Origin of the sequence: Pseudomonas xantholysinigenes (genome assembly GCF_014268885.2) — a bacterium.
Classification (GTDB): domain Bacteria; phylum Pseudomonadota; class Gammaproteobacteria; order Pseudomonadales; family Pseudomonadaceae; genus Aquipseudomonas; species Aquipseudomonas xantholysinigenes.
Window position 1 is genome coordinate 460,421 of sequence record NZ_CP077095.1, and the last position, 20,512, is coordinate 480,932.

At 63.2% G+C, this 20,512-nt stretch carries 17 protein-coding genes and 1 tRNA gene; 4 read left to right on the plus strand and 14 right to left on the minus strand.

The genetic code is table 11. The features are described 5' to 3' along the window. Positions 1-143: 143 nt before the first annotated feature. The 4 genes from HU772_RS02055 to HU772_RS02070 all read right to left on the minus strand — a co-directional run bounded on the left by HU772_RS02055 (position 144) and on the right by HU772_RS02070 (position 2,526). Positions 144-605 carry an Lrp/AsnC family transcriptional regulator gene (locus HU772_RS02055; protein WP_134689823.1) on the minus strand — a complete coding sequence of 154 codons (462 nt, stop codon included), beginning with the start codon at positions 603-605 and terminating at the stop codon, positions 144-146. Between the two features lie 84 nt (positions 606-689). Continuing rightward, positions 690-1,328: a PM0109 family protein gene (locus HU772_RS02060; protein WP_186653369.1), complete on the minus strand. Its 639-nt coding sequence runs from the start codon at positions 1,326-1,328 to the stop codon at positions 690-692. Further along, positions 1,325-2,029: an F-box domain-containing protein gene (locus HU772_RS02065; RefSeq protein ID WP_186653367.1), complete on the minus strand. Its 705-nt coding sequence runs from the start codon at positions 2,027-2,029 to the stop codon at positions 1,325-1,327. The genes HU772_RS02060 and HU772_RS02065 overlap by 4 nt, the downstream gene beginning before the upstream one ends. A 125-nt stretch (positions 2,030-2,154) precedes the next feature. After that, positions 2,155-2,526, minus strand: a complete 372-nt coding sequence (locus tag HU772_RS02070; RefSeq protein ID WP_186653365.1) for a hypothetical protein — start codon at positions 2,524-2,526, stop codon at positions 2,155-2,157. A 304-nt stretch (positions 2,527-2,830) separates the two neighbouring features. On the opposite strand from HU772_RS02070, the gene HU772_RS02075 reads away from it, so the two are divergent. After that, on the plus strand, positions 2,831-3,094 hold the full coding sequence (locus tag HU772_RS02075) for a hypothetical protein (protein WP_186653362.1): 264 nt from the start codon (positions 2,831-2,833) through the stop codon (positions 3,092-3,094). Positions 3,095-3,139: 45 nt separating this feature from the next. Here the strand turns inward: HU772_RS02075 and HU772_RS02080 are convergent. The 5 genes from HU772_RS02080 to rpsU all read right to left on the minus strand — a co-directional run bounded on the left by HU772_RS02080 (position 3,140) and on the right by rpsU (position 11,504). Then, positions 3,140-3,216 (minus strand) — tRNA-Ile (locus HU772_RS02080). A 17-nt stretch (positions 3,217-3,233) separates the two neighbouring features. After that, the gene (locus HU772_RS02085; RefSeq protein ID WP_186653360.1) at positions 3,234-6,977 is read right to left on the minus strand and encodes a bifunctional diguanylate cyclase/phosphodiesterase; all 3,744 of its coding nucleotides are present in this window, start codon (positions 6,975-6,977) and stop codon (positions 3,234-3,236) included. Between the two features lie 120 nt (positions 6,978-7,097). Next, positions 7,098-8,948, minus strand: a complete 1,851-nt coding sequence (gene rpoD, locus HU772_RS02090) for an RNA polymerase sigma factor RpoD (RefSeq protein WP_186653357.1) — start codon at positions 8,946-8,948, stop codon at positions 7,098-7,100. Between the two features lie 67 nt (positions 8,949-9,015). Continuing rightward, entirely contained in the window at positions 9,016-11,007 is a 1,992-nt protein-coding gene (gene dnaG / locus HU772_RS02095) for a DNA primase (RefSeq protein ID WP_186653355.1), read from the minus strand. Positions 11,008-11,288: 281 nt separating this feature from the next. Then, positions 11,289-11,504, minus strand: a complete 216-nt coding sequence (gene rpsU / locus HU772_RS02100) for a 30S ribosomal protein S21 (RefSeq protein ID WP_003255575.1) — start codon at positions 11,502-11,504, stop codon at positions 11,289-11,291. Positions 11,505-11,709: 205 nt separating this feature from the next. Between rpsU and tsaD the strand changes: the two genes are divergently transcribed. Beyond that, positions 11,710-12,735 carry a tRNA (adenosine(37)-N6)-threonylcarbamoyltransferase complex transferase subunit TsaD gene (gene tsaD, locus HU772_RS02105; protein WP_186653353.1) on the plus strand — a complete coding sequence of 342 codons (1,026 nt, stop codon included), beginning with the start codon at positions 11,710-11,712 and terminating at the stop codon, positions 12,733-12,735. Between the two features lie 27 nt (positions 12,736-12,762). Here the strand turns inward: tsaD and plsY are convergent, their stop codons facing one another. Continuing rightward, positions 12,763-13,332 carry a glycerol-3-phosphate 1-O-acyltransferase PlsY gene (gene plsY, locus HU772_RS02110; RefSeq protein WP_186653337.1) on the minus strand — a complete coding sequence of 190 codons (570 nt, stop codon included), beginning with the start codon at positions 13,330-13,332 and terminating at the stop codon, positions 12,763-12,765. 74 nt (positions 13,333-13,406) lie between these two features. Here plsY and folB point away from each other — a divergent pair, with 74 nt between their 5' ends. Both folB and folK read left to right on the plus strand, forming a co-directional pair. After that, positions 13,407-13,763, plus strand: coding sequence for a dihydroneopterin aldolase (gene folB / locus HU772_RS02115; protein ID WP_110994292.1), 357 nt, complete (start codon positions 13,407-13,409; stop codon positions 13,761-13,763). Next, entirely contained in the window at positions 13,754-14,263 is a 510-nt protein-coding gene (folK, locus tag HU772_RS02120) for a 2-amino-4-hydroxy-6-hydroxymethyldihydropteridine diphosphokinase (RefSeq protein WP_186653335.1), read from the plus strand. Before folB ends, folK begins: the two co-directional genes overlap by 10 nt. Before the next feature lie 102 nt (positions 14,264-14,365). On the opposite strand, the gene HU772_RS02125 is transcribed toward folK, so the two are convergent. The 4 genes from HU772_RS02125 to HU772_RS02140 all read right to left on the minus strand — a co-directional run bounded on the left by HU772_RS02125 (position 14,366) and on the right by HU772_RS02140 (position 20,420). Beyond that, positions 14,366-15,469, minus strand: coding sequence for a multifunctional CCA addition/repair protein (locus HU772_RS02125; RefSeq protein ID WP_186653333.1), 1,104 nt, complete (start codon positions 15,467-15,469; stop codon positions 14,366-14,368). A gap of 57 nt (positions 15,470-15,526) precedes the next feature. Continuing rightward, entirely contained in the window at positions 15,527-17,095 is a 1,569-nt protein-coding gene (locus tag HU772_RS02130; protein WP_186653321.1) for a SpoVR family protein, read from the minus strand. Then, positions 17,092-18,363, minus strand: a complete 1,272-nt coding sequence (locus HU772_RS02135) for a YeaH/YhbH family protein (protein WP_186653318.1) — start codon at positions 18,361-18,363, stop codon at positions 17,092-17,094. Before HU772_RS02135 ends, HU772_RS02130 begins: the two co-directional genes overlap by 4 nt. Before the next feature lie 134 nt (positions 18,364-18,497). Further along, complete coding sequence (locus HU772_RS02140) at positions 18,498-20,420, minus strand: PrkA family serine protein kinase (RefSeq protein WP_186653315.1); 1,923 nt, start codon at positions 20,418-20,420, stop codon at positions 18,498-18,500. Between the last annotated feature and the right edge of the window lie 92 nt (positions 20,421-20,512).

Consider the following 20,512-nt stretch of genomic DNA (forward strand, 5'->3'; position numbering starts at 1 on the left):
CCTTTCCAGGTGGTTCGTCCCGGCTAACCAAGTTGGCCGGTTTCGTACCCTGTGTAAGGCCCACCCTGATCCCGGCGCCAACGGTGCAGGCACTGATGGATGGGTTGCTTGACGCAATGGCGGCCTGAAGCCTGGCGCGGCGGTCAGCCGGGCTGGCCGCGATCGACCTTGCTGCTGAGGATGATCGAAGTGGTGGTTTTCTCCACGCCTTCGAGGCTGCCGATCTGGTCGAGCAACTGGTCCAGTTGTTCCGGCGAGTCGCTGCTCAGCCACGCCACGTAGTCGAACTCGCCACTCACTGCGCACAACTGTTGCACCTGGCCCATCGCGCCCAGGCGGCGGACGATGTCCTTGCCCGAGCGCGGCTGTGCCTTGATTCCGACATAGGCCTGCAAGCCACCGCCGAGCAGGCGTTGGCCCAGGCGTACGCCGTAGCCAGTGATCACCTTGCTCTTTTCCAACCGTGCCAGGCGCGAGTTGACTGTGGTGCGGGCGATACCCAGGTGGCGGGCGAGGGTGGCGACGCTTTCACGGGCGTTGATCTGCAGCAGGGCGATCAGCTTGCGGTCGATTTCGTCGAGGGCGATGGCGCGGGAGTCTGGCATGGTAGGTCTCGGCAGTCGGGCCGCTAGCCTAGCCAGCTCCTGCGGTCCAGGGCAAGACGCGGCGTGGCGGCGCCGGCGCTTGCGTCAGGCTGGAGGTAGCGGATGCGTGCTGATCGGTACGTCCAGCGTTTGGCTGGCTGCCAGGCACCACGCCTGCAGGGCCGAATCGATCGCGAGCTTGTCGCCCAGCTGTTCCAAGGGGATGGCCTTGGCGAAGCAGCGATAACCTGGCTTGTCCTGGTCGTTGATAGCCCCGTCCAGCGGGTAGCTGATGCTCGACCAGACGTCTCGATGCCAGTTGCCGTCTTTTTCGGGGACATCGCAGATGACCACCGACAAAACCAGGATGGTTTGGGTGGCCTCGGCTGGCGCGCCGCTGAACTGGCCAGTGAATTTGTCATATCCCGTGTCGCTGCGGACCCAGGCGCCGAACATCAGGTCGCCCTGACGGTGGTTGTGCCAGGGCTCCGGCTGGTTTTGCGGCGTGCGCAGCCAGAGCACCGAGATGTCGTGGAACGGCAGGTAGCGCAGTCCGCTGGACTTCAGGTTCTCCAGGCCTGCCACCCGTTGTGGCAGCGAGTGGGCGTAGGTCTGGTAATAGTCCTGCGCGCCCAGGCTGTCTCGCAGGTAGGCCAGCAGTTCGAACATGCGTTGCTGGTAATCGGCCAGCAGGCGATAGGCACGACGTACGTCGAGCAGGGCGTTGCCGAGGGGCTCGGTCATTTCAGGCTCCATGCCGCGAAAGCGCCTGGTGGCGTTTCGATGTGAAGGCTGGGCAGGGCATTGAGCCACTGCACCGGATGGGTTTTCAGGTGATGCCAGGCATAGCACCTGGCAAGATCTTCGAGCAGCCGCTGGGCGCCGCTGAATGTGCCTTCAAGGCCATCTTCCAGGGCCTGGAACAGCTCTTGCCAGCTACGACAGATGAGGGTGAACGGTTTGCCTGTGTGGCCCTGGAGTTCGCGGTGAACCTGGTCGAGCAGCCGCCCTTGGCCGCTCTGCGAGGTGTCCTTGAGGCCGCCAAGGGTCAGCAACAGGCTACCGGTCTCCAGCACCCCGGCATGCCAGCCGGCCCTCAGTTCGCGGGCCAGTTGCGCAGGGTCTTGTTGATCGTAGTGGTCGCGGCGCTTGGCTTCGATGAGCAGTGTGCGATTGCCGTCGCTCAACAGCACATCGGGCTCGACCCGGGTGTTGCCTTCGGGCAGGTACCACGAGGGCCAGAAGGTGATGCTCTGCAAGGGGCCAAACGGCTCGCCCAGCAAGGCCTCGAAGACTTTGCAGAAGGGCTCGTCGGGTAGATAGGCCAGGCGTTCGAACAGCGTGGCGGTCAGCACATCTTCGGCGCCTTCGCTGCGCTCGATATCGAGTGCCTGGTTGTGCAGGCCGGTGCCTTTCTTCTTGCCGGCCAAGACCGCATTGAGCATGACGGTTCCTTCGTCTGGAGTCGGTATGCGGGGGATCGTAGCAAAGGCATGGCCAAGTGTCCGCTGCGAGACACTGGAAACGACAAGGCCGCGCAAGCGCGCGGCCTTGTCGGGCTGCAGCAACCTCAGCGAGAGGCGCTGGTTTGCGCAGTGGCGCAGGGTGATTTCAGCCCGGCGGTCATGCTCTCGACGTTGTCGAGCATCTGGTTGCCCTTGTCGACCTTCTGGGCGTTCTCCGCCAACTGCATGCGTTGCTCGTAGGTGGCCGAGGTGCCGTTCATGCTGTTCTTGGTCTCGAGTACCGAGTTGGCGATGCTCAGCAGGCTGCGACCGGTGGAGATCAGGTTGTCGGTGGCGCTGGGTGTGCAGGGCGAGTTGCCGCTGGCCATCGGGCTGGGCTGCCCGCCCTGGTTGTAGCCTCCCGGCGCCACGCAGCCGGCGAGAGTCAGCAATACGGGTGCGATAAGCAGGGCACCAATGCGTCCTTGGATGTTCATGTGACGTTCCCTCGATCACTGGGCTCCGACCCGGTGCCGAAGCGATGGAGGGATTCTAGAAACGGCGCCGTGATGGCGAAATAGAACGGGTGTCCTAAAGGCATTTTGCCGGTGCGCGATGGCGGCGCAGGCGTTGCCGCTAGTCGGTCATTGAGACTGGCTGGCAGGGCAAAAGGTCCATGGGGCGGGACATGTTCTGAAGGAACGCCCGGGCACACTATGACGTTGGTCGCAGTGCCTGGCACGGCAGAGGGCGGTTATCCTAGAAGAATAGGTAGCTAAGCAACATAGAGAGAGCGCCGCCATGCCTTATGTTCTGAGTGTTGCAATGGTCGAGCACGAGGACCGGCACTTCCCCGCGATCAGCGATGCCCTGGCCTTCTACGAGCGCGCAAGGCTCGAGAATGCCCGGTTACGATTTACCGAAAAGCAGACCTTCGTCGACCTGTTCCCGGGCATCACCACGGAAGTGGTCGAGCGGGAACTGGCGAGTGTGTGGGAATGGGCGGCGGATGACCCTTTGCAGGTTCGGCCCAGGCTCAAGCGGCGCTATCTCGTCAAAACCTGATACCTGGCACGCACAAAAAAACCGCGCAATGCGCGGTTTTCAAGTTGGTGGGCCCACACGGACTCGAACCGTGGACCAAAGGATTATGAGTCCTCTGCTCTAACCAACTGAGCTATAGGCCCCCAGTAGGTGCGCCGGATTATAACGAGGGTTTCGATACCGTGCCATCCGAAAGATCCGTTTGTGCTATGCGAAGAAACGTAGCGGCGAACTCCGCTGGCGGCAGCGGCAGGCTGACGATGTAGCCCTGGATCTGCTCACAGCCTTCGGCGGCGAGGAAGCGTTGCTGCGCCTGGTTTTCCACGCCTTCGGCGATGATCGTCAGCTGCATGCTGCGGCCCAGGGCGATGATGGCGCGGGCGATGGCGGCATCGTGGGGATCGTCCGGCAGGCCGCGGATGAACGACTGGTCGATCTTGAGGATATCCAGCGGCAGGCGCTTGAGATAACTGAGCGAGGAGTAGCCGGTGCCGAAGTCGTCAATGGCCAGTTGCACCCCCAGCTGCTTGAGCTGGTGGAGAATGGCCAGGGCTTCTTCGGCCTGGCTCATGATGAAGTTTTCGGTGATCTCCAGCTGCAGGTCGCCAGCCTTGAGCTGGTAGGTGCGCAGCAGTTGTTCGATGCGTTTGGCCAGGTTGGGCTGGCGCAACTGGGCGCCGGCCAGGTTGACCGAGAGCGGGCCGAAGGCGTGGTAGGCCTTCTTCCAGTTGTGCATCTGCCGGCAGGCTTGTTCCAGCACCCAGTCGCCCAGCTGGAGGATGCTGCCGTTCTCTTCGGCGAGGTGGATGAACTGTTCCGGCGGCACTTCGCCGAAGCTGGGATGGGTCCAGCGGATCAGGGCTTCGGCGCCGACCAGGCTTTGGGTCTTGAGGCTGAACTTGGGCTGGTAGCACAGGCTCAGTTCGTTGCGCTCAATGGCCCGGCGCAGCTCGTGCTCCAGGGCGATGCGCTCGCTGGCCTGGGCGGTGAGGTCGCGGGTGTAGGCCTCGACGCGGTTGCGGCCTTTGGCCTTGGAGCGGTACATGGCAGCGTCGGCGTTGCGGATCAGGCTGGCGACATCGGTGCCGTCCTGGGGATAGAGGCTGATGCCGATGCTGGCGCTGGTGAAGAACTCGTGGTCACCGGCCTGGAACGGCGCGTGGAAGCCGGCCAGCAGCTTGTTGGCGATGGCGCTGGCGTCACTGGGCTTGTGCAGGCCCGGCAGCAGGATGATGAACTCGTCGCCGCCCAGGCGGGCCACGGTGTCGACGTCGCGCACCTGCTCCTTGAGACGCTGGGCGATGCCCTTGAGCAGCAGGTCGCCGACCGGGTGGCCGAGGCTGTCGTTGATGTGCTTGAAGCGGTCGAGGTCGAGGAACAGCACCGCGCCCTGGCGGTTGGAGGCTTGGGTGCAGGCGAGGGTGGCCTGCAGGCGATTTTCGAACAGGGCGCGGTTGGGCAGCCCGGTCAGCGGGTCGTGGTGGGCCTGGTAGTCGAGCTTGGCCTGGGCATGCTTGAGGCTGGAGATATCGGCGAAAACGGCGACGAAATGGGTGATTTCGCGGTCGTGGTTGCGTACCGCGCTGATGGTCAGCCAGCCTGGGTAAAGCTCGCCGTTCTTGCGCTTGTTGTAGATCTCGCCCTGCCAGTGCCCTTCGGCGGTGAGCTGGTGCCACATGGCGGCATAGAAGGCGCTGTCGTGCTGGCCGGAGGCGAGCAGGCGTGGTGTCTGGCCGAGCGCTTCGCTTTCGCTGTAGCCGGTGATTTCGCTGAAGGCGCGGTTGACCGCGCTGATGCGTTGCTCGGTATCGGTGATCAGCACGCCCTCGGCGGTGTTCTCGAACACCGTGGCGGCCAGTTGCAGTTTTTCCTGCATCAGGTGGCGTTCGGTGATGTCGCGGGCGATGGTCAGCATGCAGTCGACACCGCCGATCGGCAATGGCCGGGCCGATAGTTCGCAAAGGCGGATCTGGCCGTCGCTGCGGCGAATATGGCAGCTGAAGTCGCGCACGAAACCTTCGCGCTGGAGCTGCTCGACCAGGCGCTGGCGCTCGCCGGGGTCGACCCAGATGCCCAGGTCCAGGGAGGTCTGGTCGACATTCTGGCTGATGTCATAGCCGGTCAGGCGGTAGAAGCCCTCGTTGACCTCCAGCAGCAGGCCATCGCTCTGGCGCGACAGCAGCAGGCCGTCGGGCGAGGCGTGGAAGGCCTTGGCGAACTTCTCTTCGGAGGTCTGCAGCTGCTGCTGGGTTTCCTTGAGCTGGCTGATATCGCGGATCGCCACCACCAGCGCTGGCGTGCTGTCGAGCTCGAAGGTCTCGGCCGACGTCAGGCCGGTGAACAGTTGGCCATTGCTGCGGCGGAAGGTCATTTCCAGGTTGCGGATGCCGCCGCGGTGCAGGCGTTCGAGCAGGGCCGGGCCGGTGCCGGCGACGCCCCAGAGCCCGAGCTCGGTGGCGGTGCGGCCGATGACCTGGGCTGGGCCCAGGCCGATGAGCTCTTCGAAAGCCTCGTTGACTTCGAGCAGGCAACCATCGCTGTGGCGGGCGATGATCAGGATGTCCGGGCATTGCTGGAATACCGAGGCGAACTTCTGTTCCGACAGGCGCAAGGCGGCTTCGGTGTGCTTGGTTTCGCTGATATCGATCATCAGCCCGCGCATCAGTGGCTTGTGGCCGTGCTTGATCATGCTGACGATGTTGCGGACCCACAAGGTATGCCCGTCGGCGCGGATCACCCGGTAGTCCAGGCTGTAGTCGCGCCCGGCGGAGGTCTCGCTGTCGCAGTAGGCCTGGGCCCAGAGTGCGTCCTCGGGGTGCAGGATGCTGCGCCAGAAGCCGGGCCGGAGCCATTCGCCGGTGGGGTAGCCGAGCAGGTCCTCGGCATGGGGCGAGACGTAGCTGTAGCAGAAGTCGTTGGCATCCGCTTCCCAGGCGACCGCCGACAGGCTTTCGATCAGGCCGCGGTAGTGGTACTCACTGCTGCGCAGTTCCTGCTCCAGGGCGATGCGCCGGGAAATCTCCGAGCTCAGCCGACGGTTGATGCGGATCACCACGGCGAGGATGGCCACCAGCAGCAGGACCCCCGGCAGGCCGTACAGCAGCATGTCGCGCCAGAAGGTGCGCTGGTCGACGACGTTGCCCACCCAGCGTTGCTGGATATGGCTGACTTCGCCGCTGCTCATGTCGGCCATGACTTTGTCGAGAATGCCCACCAGTACCTTCTGTTGACGCGGCACGGCCATGGCCAGTTGGTAGCGATAGGGCGTCTCGCCACTGACGTACAAACCGTCGAGCTTGAGCTGGCGCAGGCTCCAGATGCTCGAGGCGAGGTCGCCGACCACGGCGTCCACCTCATCGGTGGCCAATGCCTGAAGGGTCGAGCTGACGTTGGGCATGGCCACCAGGTTGAGGTCGGGGTGGTGGGTGCGCAGCAACTCGTGGGGGGCGTAGTTTTTCACCACCGCGACCTTCAGGCCGTACAGGTCCTGGAGGTTGCGCGGCTGCGCGCCGCCGGAGTGGGCGAGGATGACGATGGGGAAGTCCAGGTAAGGCCGGGTGAAGGCCAGGTAGTTCTGGCGCTCCGGAGTGGACATGATGCCGGGCAGCAGGTCGATGCGATTGTTGCGTGCTTGCTCGAGCACTTCGGTCCAACTGCTGGGCTCGACCGGCGTGAGGGTGATGCCCAGGCGCTCCTGGATCAGGGCGATATAGTCGGCGGCCAGTCCCTGGTAACGGCCCTCCTGGTCGCGGAATTCGAACGGCGGCCATGAAGCGTCGACGCCCAGGCGCAGCTGGGGGTGGGCGCTGAGCCAGGCTTGCTCCTCGTCGGTCAGGGTCAGGGCGCCGGCCGTTGTGTTCCAGGCGAGCAGGATCAGCAACAGGAGGGCCGGCATAAAGGGCATAGCGGCCTCTCGATCAGGTGGACTGATTCGAGTGTAGACGGGCATCCGGGCCGCGGGCCAGGCGCTGGCAGCGACCTTCCGTCACAAAAGAAAAACCCCGGCCAGGGCCGGGGTTGGTCTTTACTCGTCGAGGAACGAGCGCAGGTGCTCGCTTCGCGTCGGGTGGCGCAGCTTGCGCAGCGCCTTGGCTTCGATCTGACGGATCCGCTCGCGGGTCACGTCGAACTGCTTGCCGACTTCCTCGAGGGTGTGGTCGGTGTTCATGTCGATGCCGAAACGCATGCGCAGCACCTTGGCTTCGCGTGCGGTCAGGCCCGAGAGCACGTCACGGGTCGCTTCCTTGAGGCTTTCGACCGTGGCCACGTCGATCGGGGACTGCATGGTGGAGTCCTCGATGAAGTCGCCCAGGTGGGAGTCTTCATCGTCGCCGATCGGCGTTTCCATGGAGATCGGCTCCTTGGCGATCTTCAATACCTTGCGGATCTTGTCCTCAGGCATCTCCATGCGTTCGCCGAGCTCTTCCGGGGTCGGTTCACGGCCCATTTCCTGGAGCATTTGCCGGGAAATACGGTTGAGCTTGTTGATCGTCTCGATCATGTGCACCGGGATACGGATGGTGCGCGCCTGGTCGGCGATCGAGCGGGTGATCGCCTGGCGAATCCACCAGGTGGCGTAGGTCGAGAACTTGTAGCCGCGACGGTATTCGAACTTGTCCACCGCTTTCATCAGACCGATGTTGCCTTCCTGGATCAGATCGAGGAACTGCAGGCCACGGTTGGTGTACTTCTTGGCGATGGAGATCACCAGACGCAGGTTCGCCTCGACCATTTCTTTCTTGGCGCGACGGGCCTTGGCCTCGCCGATGGACATGCGACGGTTGATTTCCTTGATTTCGAGGACGGTCAGGCCGGTCTCGGTCTCGAGGTCGATCAGTTTCTGCTGGCAGGCGACGATCGCGGCGTCTTTCTCACCCAGGGCGGCAGCCCACTTGGTGTTGCGCTTGGCCAGGTCGCCGGACCAGGTCTGGTCGGTCTCGTTGCTCGGGAACAGGCGCAGGAAGTCGGCGCGCGGCATACGCGCATCACGCACGCACAGCTGCATGATGGCGCGTTCTTGCTGGCGCAGACGGTCCAGGGCACCGCGCACGCGCTCGACCAGGGCGTCGAACTGCTTCGGCACCAGCTTGATCGGCATGAACAGGTCGGCCAGGGCTTGCATGGCGCCGATGCTGTCCTTGTGGCTGCGACCGTGCTTCTTCAGCACCTTGAGGGTGTCGACCAGCTGATCCTTGACTGCGCCGAAGCGCTGCGCGGCGACGACCGGGTCCGGACCGCTTTCGGCCTCTTCCTCGTCATCGCTGCTTTCGGCGTTTTCGTCGTCTTCGTCTTCTTCTTCCTTCGCGGCAGCGGCCTTGGCGCCAGGGATCGGCACTTCTTCGGTCGGTGCGGCGATGTTGTCGTCAGGGTCGATGTAACCGCTGAGGACATCGGACAGACGGCCACCTTCGCTGGTGACGCGGTCGTATTCGCCGAGGATGTAGTCGACAGTGCCCGGGAAGTGGGCGATGGCGCCCATGACTTCACGGATGCCTTCCTCGATACGCTTGGCGATTTCGATCTCGCCTTCGCGGGTCAGCAGCTCGACGGTACCCATTTCGCGCATGTACATGCGCACCGGGTCGGTCGTGCGGCCGATATCGGTCTCTACTGCCGCCAACGCTGCGGCGGCTTCTTCGGCTGCGGCTTCGTCGGTGTCGGCTTCCGCCAACAACAGGGCATCCGCATCCGGAGCACTCTCGAATACGTTGATCCCCATGTCGTTGATCATGCGGATGATGTCTTCCACCTGTTCCGGATCTGAAATATCCTCAGGCAGGTGGTCGTTGACCTCCGCGTAAGTCAGGTAGCCCTGCTCACGACCGCGGGTGATCAACTCTTTGATACGAGATTGCTGTTGCGCTTTTCCGGACATAACACCCTATCCACTGAAGGTCTTGGCGGGCAAAAAACAAGCCGAGGATTATACCCGAGCATGGACCTCACGCGCCAGATGAGGTCGGGGTTTGTGCGGGAACATTCCTGCTGAGCAGGGCGAGCAGCTGAGATTTTTCCTCTGCGCTCAACTCGCTTTGACGTGCTTTCCTGAGCAGATGTTCCAGGCTGCGCTCGCGTTGGCGGGCGGACAAGCTAGTTATAGTGTCGAAAAACTGTTGTTCAAGGTTGTCGGCATCGATCAACCATTCCTTTTCGGCCAGGGCGCGCAGCAGGCGGCCCTGTTCGGTCCCGTGCCAGCGTGCGATCAGTTGCATTGAGCTTAGCTTAGGATTCTTCTGCGCGGCTTCGATCAGCGCCACCAGCAACTGGCTGTACAGTTGTTCTTCGTCGGCGAAGTGGCTGGCGTCCTCGACCTTGCCGGCCAGCAACGGGTGATGCAGCAGGGTGCGCAGCGCCGACAGGGTCGGCGGCTCAACCGGCGCCGGTACCCGGGGCGGTGCTTCGCCGCGTTGGCCGTCACGCTGCCAGGGCTTGCCGCCTTTCTTGTCCCAGGGCTTGCCGTCCCACTGCTTCTTGCCGCCGCCCTTGTTCGGTGTCCAGGGGCGTTGCTCTGGTTGATGCGCGGCGTAGTCGGGCTGGTACGCCTGCTCGGCATAGTCCGGCGTGTAGCTGGCCATGGCGTCGTAGTCGTAGCCGGGGTCGTAGTCGGGCACCTGGCTGGGAGCTGGCGCCTGTTGCGCCAGTTGCTCCATCTGCTGCGGGTCGAGGCCGGTGATGTCCTTCAGGCGGTTGCGCATCAACTGGCGCAGGTTGGCGCCCGGCACCTGCTCGATCAGCGGCGCGGCCAGGGTCACCATGTGTGCCTTGCCTTCCAGCGAGCGCGGGTCGGCTTCGTTGCTCAGTTGCTCGAAGAAGTAATCGGCCAACGGCTGGGCGTGCTGGTTGATGCGGGCCTGGAAGGCGTCGGTGCCTTCGGCGCGGACCAGGCTGTCCGGATCCTCGCCCTCGGGCAGGAACAGGAACCGTGCGCGCCGGCCGTCCTGCAGGCTCGACAGGGTCGATTCCAGGGCACGCCAGGCCGCCTTGCGCCCGGCCTGGTCGCCGTCGAAACAGAACAATACGCTGGGTACCACGCGGAACAGGCGCTTGAGGTGCTCCTCGCTGGTGGCCGTGCCGAGGGTCGCCACGGCGTTGCGCAGGCCTTGCTGGGCCAGGGCGATGACGTCCATGTAGCCTTCGACCACGATGACTTCGTCGAGGTTGCGGTTGTGCTTGCGTGCCTCGTACAGGCCGTACAGCTCCTGGCCTTTGTGGAACACCGGGGTTTCCGGCGAGTTCAGGTACTTGGGCTTGTCGTCGCCCAGCACCCGGCCACCGAAAGCGATCACCCGGCCGCGGCTGTCGCGGATGGGGAACATCACCCGGTCGCGGAAGCGGTCGTAACGCTTGCCGCTCTCGGCGTTCTCGATCAGCAGGCCGGCGTCGATCATCACTTTTTGTTGCAGCGTGTCGGCGCCCAGGTGCTTGAGCAGGTTATCCCAGCCCGGCGGGGCGAAGCCCAGGCCGAAGTCGCGGGCGATCTCGCCGGACAGGCCGCGACCCTTGAGGTAGTCCACCGCCGCCTTGCGGGTGGGGTGGCCGCGCAGGGCCTGGCGATAGAACTCGCTGGCCGCTTCGAGCAGCGGGTACAGCGGCGAATCGGTTGGCTGGCGCGGCTTCTGCCCGCGACGGCCTTCCTCGCGCGGCACCTCCATGCCCGCGGCGCGGGCCAGTTCCTCGACGGCCTGGGGGAAATCCAGGTTGTCGTGGTCCATGATGAAACCCAGCGCGTTGCCGCCGGCGCCGCAGCCGAAGCAGTAGTAGAACTGCTTGTCGGGGCTGACGGTGAAGGAGGGGGATTTCTCCTTGTGGAACGGACAGCAGGCGGACAGGTTCTTGCCGGTCTTCTTCAGCTGGACACGCGAACTCACCACGTCGACGATGTCGGTGCGGTTCAGGAGGTCATCGATGAAGCTCTGGGGAATCAGCCCGGCCATGGCAGTCTCGTCATCTGGCAACTGGCAAGTCTAAACGCTTGTGCGCGGGTTTTGGCGTGAGGTGTCGCTAGGAAGAGGTGTTGTGCTCGTCACCAGCCCGCAAGGGGCTCGTCAGAAAGGACGTGCACGCCTGGTCAAAGACCAGTTCTGACGTGTTGTGGCAGGTTGCCCATGGCTTTTGCCGGGGCACCCAAGGCGCATGGCCAAGGGCTTGAAGCGACCACTGCCATCAGCCCGGCACGAAGCCGGGCGGGGCAGAAGCTTTGCGTAGAACGGCTGTATTAGTACAGACGAACGGCGCGGCGCTGTTCGCGCTGAACCTTCTTGGCGTGACGCTTTACAGCGGCAGCGGCTTTGCGCTTGCGCTCGGCGGTCGGCTTCTCGTAAAACTCGCGGCTACGAACTTCAGCCAGTACACCGGCTTTTTCGCAGGAGCGCTTGAAACGACGCAGAGCTACGTCGAAGGGTTCGTTCTCTTTAACTTTGACGGCTGGCATCCAGGGCTACCTTAATTCATTACCGGGGTAGACGTGCTCCTGGCAAAACATAAGGTGTGCTGGAGAACGTCGGTTTTCAAGGGTTGCGGATGTTAACCCTTAGCTGGCCGGAATGCAAAGCCTCTGATCGAAAACCGCTGGTCGGCACAGGGTACGGGGACTATCATGCGCGCCTTCGAATTCAGCCTCGACAAGGCACGGACCCATGCTAGTACTGGGATTGGAAACATCCTGCGACGAAACTGGCGTCGCATTATACGACAGTGAACGCGGTCTGCTGGCCGACGCGCTGTTCAGCCAGATCGACCTGCACCGCGCCTATGGCGGCGTGGTGCCCGAGCTCGCCTCGCGTGATCACGTCAAGCGCATGCTGCCGTTGATCCGCCAGGTGCTGCAGGAGGCCGACTGCGTCGCCACCGAGATCGACGCCATCGCCTACACCGCGGGCCCCGGCCTGGTCGGCGCCTTGCTGGTGGGGGCTTCCTGCGCCCAGGCGCTGGCCTTTGCCTGGGATATCCCGGCGCTCGGCGTGCACCATATGGAAGGCCACTTGCTGGCGCCGATGCTCGAGGAGCAACCACCGCAATTCCCGTTCGTCGCTTTGTTGGTGTCGGGCGGCCACACCCAGTTGGTGCGGGTCGATGGCATCGGTCAATACGAGCTGCTGGGCGAAAGCCTGGACGACGCCGCTGGCGAGGCCTTCGACAAGACCGCCAAGCTGATCGGCCTCAATTACCCCGGTGGCCCCGAGATCGCTCGCCTGGCCGAGCAGGGCACGCCCGGACGCTTCGTCTTCCCGCGGCCGATGTGCGACCGGCCGGGGCTGCAGTTCAGCTTTAGCGGCCTCAAGACCTTTGCCCTGAATACCTGGCAGCAATGCCGCGACGCCGGGGACGACAACGAGCAAACCCGTTGCGACGTGTCGCTGGCGTTCCAGCAGGCGGTGGTGGAGACTCTGACCTTCAAGTGCAAGCGTGCGCTCAAGCAGACCGGCCTCAAGCGCCTAGTCATCGCCGGTGGCGTGAGTGCCAACAAGGCGCTGCGCCTGTCGCTGGAAGAAATGCTGGCGAGCATCAAGGGCAACGTCTATTACGCTCGGCCACGTTTTTGCACCGACAACGGCGCGATGATCGCCTATGCCGGTTGCCAGCGTCTGCTGGCGGGGCAGCGGCAAGACCTGGCGATCAGCGTGCAGCCGCGCTGGCCAATGGAGCAGTTGCCGGCCGTCTGAAACCAGGCCGGGCCCAGGCGGGCGTCATTAGAAATGGCGTTCGCGCCCGGCGAACAGGTCGCGCAGGTTGTTGCGGTGGCGCCAGACGATCAGCAGGGTCAGCACGGTCATCGGCAACAGCGCCTCGGGCTCGCGCCAGGCCAGTAGCGGCAGGGTCAGTGGCGTGGCGATCAGTGCCGCCAGCGAGCTGGTGCGGGTGAGGTAGAACGTCAGCAGCCAGGCACCGATGGCCAGCAGCGCGGCCGGGAAGTACAGGGCCATGAGCATGCCGGCGGCCGTGGCCACGCCCTTGCCGCCCTGGAAGCGGAAGTAGATCGGGAACAGGTGGCCGAGCACCGCGCAGACGCCAACCCAGGCCTGCTCTTGCTGGTCAAGGCCGGCCAGGCGTGCCAGCAGCACGGGCAACATGCCCTTGCACAGGTCGCCGAGCAGCGTCAGGATCGCCAGTTTGCGGCCGGCCAGGCGTAGCATGTTGGTCGCGCCGGCATTGCCGGAACCGCTGGAGCGCGGGTCGGGGCTGCCGCTGAGGCGGCTCAGGACGATGGCGAAGGACAGAGAGCCGAGCAGGTAGGCAAGCAGCGCCAGTGACCAAAACATGCTAACTATTCCGGGCGAGGACGCCCTGATTCTAACGGCGCCCGTCGCCCTTGTCGTGCTGTGGAGAGAAGTGCTTGGACAGAGTGTTCATCGAAGGCCTGGAAGTCGATACCGTCATCGGTGCCTATGACTGGGAGCGGGATATTCGCCAGTGCCTGCGCCTGGACCTGAGTTTCGCCTGGGACAACCGTCCTGCCGCCGCCGGTGACGACCTGTCGCTGGCGCTGGACTATGCCAGTGTGTCGGCACGGGTCCAGGCATTCGCCGAGCAGGCGCGCTTCGAGCTGGTCGAGACCTTCGCCGAGCGCCTGGTCGCGGTGCTGATGGCCGAGTTCAACATCCCCTGGGTACGCCTGAAATTGACCAAGCCGGGCGCGGTACCGGCCGCCCGCGGTGGTGTCGGCGTGGAGATCGAGCGCGGATGTCTCTGAGCACGGTTTACCTCGGGCTGGGCAGCAACATTGATCGCCAGCGGCACCTGTGCGCCGGCCTCGATGCGCTGGCTGGAATCCTGACGGGCATGCAGTGTTCGGCGGTGTTCGAGAGCCAGGCGGTGGGGATCAAGAGCGGTCCCTTCTACAATCTGGTGGTGCGCGGCCAGACCGAGCTGCCGCTGCTGGAGTTCGACCGCAAGCTCAAGTTCATCGAGGCCGACAATGGCCGCTACGCGCCGGATCGCAAGGGTTTGCCCTTGGATATCGACGTGCTGATGTACGACGACCTGCTGGGCACTTTCAATGGTTTGGTGCTGCCCCGCGCGGAGATCCTGAAGAACGCCTTCGTGCTCTGGCCATTGTCGCTGCTGGCACCGGAGCTGGTGCATCCGGGGGCGGGCAAGGCCATGGCGCAGCTGTGGAAAGAGGCCAGCATCGACCAGGTGCTGGCACCGGTGCCGTTCGAATGGCAAGGGCGACAGCTGACCCCAATCTGATCGGGCATATCTTCGGTACTGATGGCCCTTTTGCGGGCAAGCCCGCTCCCACAGGGGCATGCATGGCTGTGGGAGCGGGCTTGCCCGCGAATGGACCTGCCGTCATCGATTCCTGTAGGCCATCAGTGCTTTCAAGCGTTCGGCCTTGAGCGCTTCGCCCAGCGCCTGGCCACTCAACCCACTATCCATCAATGGCTTGACGTCTACCGCCCGGGCTGTGGTTGCCGCGCCTCGCAGATATTCTGCCTGTGGATAACCCTGGTCCTCCGGCAAGGCGCCCATCCTGCATGTTTCGATGAATTCCTCGAAGCGTTGCGGGCGTCGATACACATCGAACTTCTGCAGCATTTCCAGCAGCTCGGCAGGCGCCAGTTCCAGTGCCTGGTCGGCTCGGTCGGCCCATTCACCGATCAGCACGGCCAGTTCCTGGCATTCACGCGGGGCCTTGAAGCGCTGATTGATTGCCTTGATCGCAGCCGACGCCAGGCCGCGTAGCAAGCACGCCCAGCGCACCGCCAGGGATTGCTGGTGTTGCGCAGCTTGATGCAGCGTGATCAGCGAGTCGCTGTTGTGCATCAGCTCCGGCATTAGTTCTTGCAGTGCGCCGCAACTGTGCAGCACCTGGATGAACACCTGTGGCTCGCTCTCCAGCAATGCCCGTTCGATTTCCTTCCAGCTGCGCTCGGCTGTCAGCGCCTGCAATTCGCCTGACTCAGCGATCTGCCGCATCAGCTTCAGGGTGTCGTCAGCGACGCGAAAGCCCAGGGGCGCGTAGCGGGCCGCAAAGCGGGCAACACGCAGCACGCGCAGGGGATCTTCGGCGAACGCCGGGGAAACATGACGCAGGATGCGTGCATCCAGGTCCTGCTTGCCGTGGTAGGGGTCATACAGTGTGCCCTGTTCGTCCTCGGCCATGGCGTTGATGGTCAGGTCGCGGCGGATCAGGTCTTCCTCGAGGGTGACCTCAGGGCTGGCATGGAAGGTGAACCCGCCGTAACCGCGCCCGCTCTTGCGCTCGGTACGGGCCAGGGCATATTCCTCGCCGGTTTTCGGGTGGATGAACACCGGGAAGTCGGCGCCCACCGGGCGAAAGCCCTGGGCCTGCATCTGTTCGACCGTGGCGCCGACCACCAGCCAATCGATATCGCTGACCGGACGACCGAGCAAGCGGTCGCGCACGGCGCCGCCAACTTTGTAGATCTGCATGTGAAACCTCCATTACTGGCCACAGGATACCCTGTCGCCGGTAATGGAGGTGGCTGGCTAGAGGTGGTGTACCACGGCCAGGTCCATGCGCCCGTAGTCGCCGGCCTCGCCATGTTCGCCGCGGGGCGGCATGTGGTGGGTCTTCATCACCTGGTCGCCTTGTACGGTTTCCAGGTGGATGTCGAAGCCCCACAGGCGGTGCAGGTGCTTGAGCACCTCTTCGGTGGAGTCGCCCAGGGGCTTGCGGTTGTGTTGCTGGTGGCGCAGGGTCAGTGAGCGATCGCCGCGGCGGTCGATGCTCCAGATCTGCACATTGGGTTCGCGGTTGCCAAGGTTGTACTGCGCGGCCAGTTGCTCGCGGATGGTGCGGTAGCCGTCTTCGTCATGGATCGCCGGTACCAGCAGGTCGTCGCGCTGGTCGTCGTCGAGGATGCTGAACAGCTTGAGGTCGCGCATCACCTTGGGTGACAGGTACTGCAGGATGAAGCTTTCGTCCTTGAAGCTGCTCATGGCGAACTTGATGGTCGACAGCCAGTCGCTGCCGGCGATGTCGGGGAACCAGCGGCGGTCTTCTTCGGTGGGGTTCTCGCACATGCGCCGGATGTCGGTGTACATGGCGAAGCCCAGGGCATAGGGGTTGATGCCGCTGTAGTAGGGGCTGTCGAAACCTGGCTGGAACACCACGCTGGTGTGCGACTGCAGGAACTCCATCATGAAGCCTTCGGTGATCAGGCCTTCGTCGTACAGGTCGTTCATCAGGGTGTAGTGCCAGAACGTCGCCCAGCCTTCGTTCATCACCTGGGTCTGGCGCTGTGGATAGAAATACTGGGCGATCTTGCGCACGATGCGCACCACCTCGCGTTGCCAGGGCTCCAGCAACGGCGCGTGTTTTTCGATGAAGTAGAGGATGTTTTCCTGGGGTTCGGCGGGGAAACGCGCATCGTCCCGCTCGCCGGCTTTTTCCGAGCCCTTGGGGATGGTGCGCCACAGGTCGTTGATCTGCTTTTGCAGGTGCTCTTCGCGTTCTTTCTGCCGGCGCCGCTCTTCCTCGGCGGAAATCGGGTAGGGGCGTTTGTAGCGGTCCACGCCATAGTTCATCAGGGCGTGGCAGGAGTCGATCAGGTCCTCGACCGCATCGATGCCGTGGCGCTCCTCGCATTGGGCGATGTACTGCTTGGCGAACACCAGGTAGTCGATGATCGAACTGGCGTCGGTCCAGGTGCGGAACAGGTAGTTGCCCTTGAAGAAACTGTTATGGCCGTAGCAGGCGTGGGCAATCACCAGTGCCTGCATGCACATGGTGTTCTCTTCCATCAGGTAGGCGATGCACGGATCGGAGTTGATCACGATCTCGTAGGCCAGGCCCATCTGCCCGCGGCTGTAGGATTTTTCGGTGCTGAGGAACTGCTTGCCATAGGACCAGTGGTGATAGCCCAGCGGCATGCCCACCGAGGCGTAGGCGTCCATCATCTGCTCGGCGGTGATCACTTCGATCTGGTTGGGGTAGGTGTCCAGGGCGTAGCGCGCGGCCAGGCGGCTGATCTCGCGGTCGTAGGTCTGGATCAGCTCGAAGGTCCACTCGGAGCCCGTGGAAATGGGTTGGCGTCGCTGTTCTCTGGCGGTCATGTGGCTAACCTGCGCTGGAAGAGTTCACGGAAGACCGGGTAGATATCGCCGGCCGATACCAACTGTTGCTGGGCGAAAGTGTCGGGGTAGGCTTCGCCGATACGTTCGTATTCGTACCAGAGCGCCTGGTGTTCGCGTGGGGTGATCTCGACATAAGTGTAGTACTGCACGTGCGGCATGATCTGGTTGGCCAGGATGTCGCGGCAGATCGGCGAGTCGTCGTTCCAGTTGTCGCCGTCGGAGGCCTGGGCGGCATAGATGTTCCAGTCGCTGGCCGGATAGCGCTCGGCCATGACCTCCTGCATCAGCTTGAGGGCACTGGAGACGATGGTGCCGCCGGTCTCGCGGGAGTAGAAGAATTCTTCCTCGTCGACTTCGCGCGCGCTGGTGTGGTGGCGGATGAATACCACCTCGATGCGGTCGTAGTTCCGCTTGAGGAACAGGTACAGCAGGATGAAGAAGCGCTTGGCGATGTCCTTGGTAGCCTGGGTCATCGAGCCGGACACGTCCATCAGGCAGAACATCACCGCCTTGGAGCTGGGGTTGGGCTGCTTGACCAGCAGGTTGTACTTGAGGTCGAAGGTGTCGAGGAACGGCAGGCGGTTGATTCGCGCCTTGAGGCGTTCGATCTCGGCCTCGGTGTCCTGGATATCGGTGAAGTTGTCGGGTTCTTCGACCTTCAGCCGGGCCAGTTCCTTCTGCGCCTCGCGCAGCAGCGCGCGGCTGCTGCCGGTCAGGGCGATGCGCCGGGCGTGGGCCGAGCGCAAGGTGCGGACGATGTTGATGCGCGAGGGGTTGCCTTCGTTGGCGATACCGGCCCGCACGGTCTTGAAGGTGTCGGCGCCGGTCAGGTGGCGCTTGACCAGGTTGGGCAGCTCCAGGTCCTCGAACATGAATTCGAGGAACTCCTCCTGGGTGATCTGGAACACGAAATCGTCCATGCCCTCGCCGGAATTGCCGGCCTTGCCACGACCTCCGCCTCCGCCACCACCTTGGGGGCGGGCGATGTGTTCGCCGGCGGTGAACTCCTTGTTGCCGGGGTGGACGATGGTCTGCTTGCCGCCGCGACCGTGGTGCAGCACCGGTTCGTCGATGTCGCGTCCCGGGATGCTGATCTGCTCGCCATGTTCCATGTCCATGATGGAGCGGCGGCTCACGGCCTCTTCGACGGCCTTCTTGATGTGTTCACGGTAACGCCGCAGGAAGCGCTGGCGATTGACCGTGCTCTTGTTCTTGCCGTTCAGGCGTCGGTCGATTACGTAGCTCATGGTTCCTCCGGTGACTGGATGCAGCTGCAAGCCTCAAGCTGCAAGAAAGAGCAGCCACCGCTGCTGCAAGCCGCAGCGCCGACCTTGACGACGGCGCTGGACAGCTTGCAGCTTGCGGCTTGACGCTTGCCGCTTTATTGCGATTTCCTGACCCGCAGGTACCATTCCGACAACAGGCGCACCTGCTTGTCGGTGTAGCCACGCTCCACCATCCGGGTAACGAAGTCGTTGTGCTTCTGCTGATCCTCCTTGCTGGCCTTGGCGTTGAAGCTGATGACTGGCAGCAGGTCCTCGGTGTTGGAGAACATTTTCTTCTCGATCACCACCCGCAGCTTCTCGTAGCTGAGCCAGCTGGGGTTCTTGCCATTGTTGTTGGCCCGGGCGCGCAGCACGAAGTTGACGATCTCGTTGCGGAAGTCCTTCGGATTGCTGATGCCGGCCGGCTTCTCGATCTTCTCCAGCTCTTCGTTGAGGGCGATGCGGTTGAGGATTTCGCCGGTTTCCGGGTCGCGATATTCCTGGTCCTGGATCCAGAAGTCGGCGTACAGCACATAGCGGTCGAAGATGTTCTGCCCGTATTCGCTGTAGGACTCCAGGTAGGCGGTCTGGATTTCCTTGCCGATGAACTCGATGTAGCGCGGGGCCAGGTATTCCTTCAGGTAGCGCAGGTAGCGTTCGCGTACTTCGGCCGGGAATTGCTCCTGCTCGATCTGCTGTTCCAGCACATACAGCAGGTGTACCGGGTTGGCCGCCACCTCATGCGGGTCGAAGTTGAACACCTTGGAGAGGATCTTGAAGGCGAAGCGGGTCGACAGGCCGTTCATGCCTTCGTCGACGCCGGCGGAATCGCGGTATTCCTGGATCGACTTGGCCTTGGGGTCGGTGTCCTTGAGGTTTTCGCCGTCATAGACGCGCATCTTCGAGTAGATATTGGAGTTTTCCGGCTCCTTGAGGCGCGAGAGCACGGTGAACTGGGCCAGCATCTTCAAGGTGTCGGGCGCGCAGTGCGCCTTGGCCAGCGAACTGTTGATCAGCAGCTTGTCGTAGATCTTGATCTCGTCGCTGACGCGCAGGCAGTACGGCACCTTGACGATGTAGATCCGGTCGATGAACGCCTCGTTGTTCTTGTTGTTGCGGAAGGTGTGCCACTCCGATTCGTTGGAGTGGGCCAGCAGGATCCCGGAGTAGGGGATCGCGCCAAGGCCTTCGGTACTGTTGTAGTTGCCTTCCTGGGTGGCGGTGAGCAACGGGTGCAGGACCTTGATCGGCGCCTTGAACATCTCGACGAATTCCATCAGGCCCTGGTTGGCCCGGCACAGCGCGCCCGAATAGCTGTAGGCGTCGGCGTCGTTCTGCGGGAATTCCTCGAGCTTGCGGATATCCACCTTGCCCACCAGGGCCGAGATATCCTGGTTGTTCTCGTCGCCCGGCTCGGTCTTGGCGATGGCGATCTGGTTGAGGATCGAGGGGTAGAGCTTGACCACCTTGAACTTGCTGATGTCGCCGCCGAACTCCTGCAGGCGCTTGGTGGCCCAGGGCGACATGATGGTGTTGAGGTAGCGGCGGGAGATGCCGTATTCCTCTTCAAGGATCGCGCCGTCCTCGGTGGCGTTGAACAGCCCCAGGGGCGACTCGAAGACCGGCGAGCCCTTGATGGCGTAGAACGGCACCTTCTCCATCAGCTGCTTGAGCTTTTCGGCCAGCGACGACTTGCCGCCGCCCACCGGGCCCAGCAGGTAGAGGATCTGTTTCTTCTCTTCCAGGCCTTGGGCGGCATGGCGGAAGTACGAGACGATCTGGTCGATGCACTCTTCCATCCCGTGGAAGTCGGCAAAGGCCGGGTAGCGGCGAATCACCTTGTTGGAGAAGATCCGCGACAGCCGGGAGTTGGTGGAGGTGTCGATCAGCTCTGGTTCACCGATGGCCAGCAACAGCCGCTCGGCCGCCGAGGCGTAGGCGCTGCGATCCTCTTTGCACAGCTCGAGGTACTCCTGCAGCGAAAGTTCTTCCTGGCGGGTGGACTCGAAACGTTGTTGGAAGTGGCTAAAAATGCTCATGACGTCACCTCGCTCGATACGTGGAGACGACGCCGGATCAGTCAGCTGATGCTGGCATGCAACCGGGTTCGCCGATTGCTGTATACCCCCCA

Coding starts and splice junctions, on each gene's coding strand:
- HU772_RS02055 (WP_134689823.1), bottom strand. CDS start 605: ATGCCAGACTCCCGCGCCATCGCCCTCGACGAAATCGACCGCAAGCTG.
- HU772_RS02065 (WP_186653367.1), bottom strand. CDS start 2,029: ATGCTCAATGCGGTCTTGGCCGGCAAGAAGAAAGGCACCGGCCTGCAC.
- HU772_RS02140 (WP_186653315.1), bottom strand. CDS start 20,420: ATGAGCATTTTTAGCCACTTCCAACAACGTTTCGAGTCCACCCGCCAG.
- HU772_RS02085 (WP_186653360.1), bottom strand. CDS start 6,977: ATGCCCTTTATGCCGGCCCTCCTGTTGCTGATCCTGCTCGCCTGGAAC.
- HU772_RS02135 (WP_186653318.1), bottom strand. CDS start 18,363: ATGAGCTACGTAATCGACCGACGCCTGAACGGCAAGAACAAGAGCACG.
- HU772_RS02125 (WP_186653333.1), bottom strand. CDS start 15,469: ATGCAGATCTACAAAGTTGGCGGCGCCGTGCGCGACCGCTTGCTCGGT.
- HU772_RS02130 (WP_186653321.1), bottom strand. CDS start 17,095: ATGACCGCCAGAGAACAGCGACGCCAACCCATTTCCACGGGCTCCGAG.
- dnaG (WP_186653355.1), bottom strand. CDS start 11,007: ATGGCCGGGCTGATTCCCCAGAGCTTCATCGATGACCTCCTGAACCGC.
- folK (WP_186653335.1), top strand. CDS start 13,754: ATGTCTCTGAGCACGGTTTACCTCGGGCTGGGCAGCAACATTGATCGC.
- HU772_RS02075 (WP_186653362.1), top strand. CDS start 2,831: ATGCCTTATGTTCTGAGTGTTGCAATGGTCGAGCACGAGGACCGGCAC.
- plsY (WP_186653337.1), bottom strand. CDS start 13,332: ATGTTTTGGTCACTGGCGCTGCTTGCCTACCTGCTCGGCTCTCTGTCC.
- tsaD (WP_186653353.1), top strand. CDS start 11,710: ATGCTAGTACTGGGATTGGAAACATCCTGCGACGAAACTGGCGTCGCA.
- rpsU (WP_003255575.1), bottom strand. CDS start 11,504: ATGCCAGCCGTCAAAGTTAAAGAGAACGAACCCTTCGACGTAGCTCTG.
- HU772_RS02070 (WP_186653365.1), bottom strand. CDS start 2,526: ATGAACATCCAAGGACGCATTGGTGCCCTGCTTATCGCACCCGTATTG.
- rpoD (WP_186653357.1), bottom strand. CDS start 8,948: ATGTCCGGAAAAGCGCAACAGCAATCTCGTATCAAAGAGTTGATCACC.
- HU772_RS02060 (WP_186653369.1), bottom strand. CDS start 1,328: ATGACCGAGCCCCTCGGCAACGCCCTGCTCGACGTACGTCGTGCCTAT.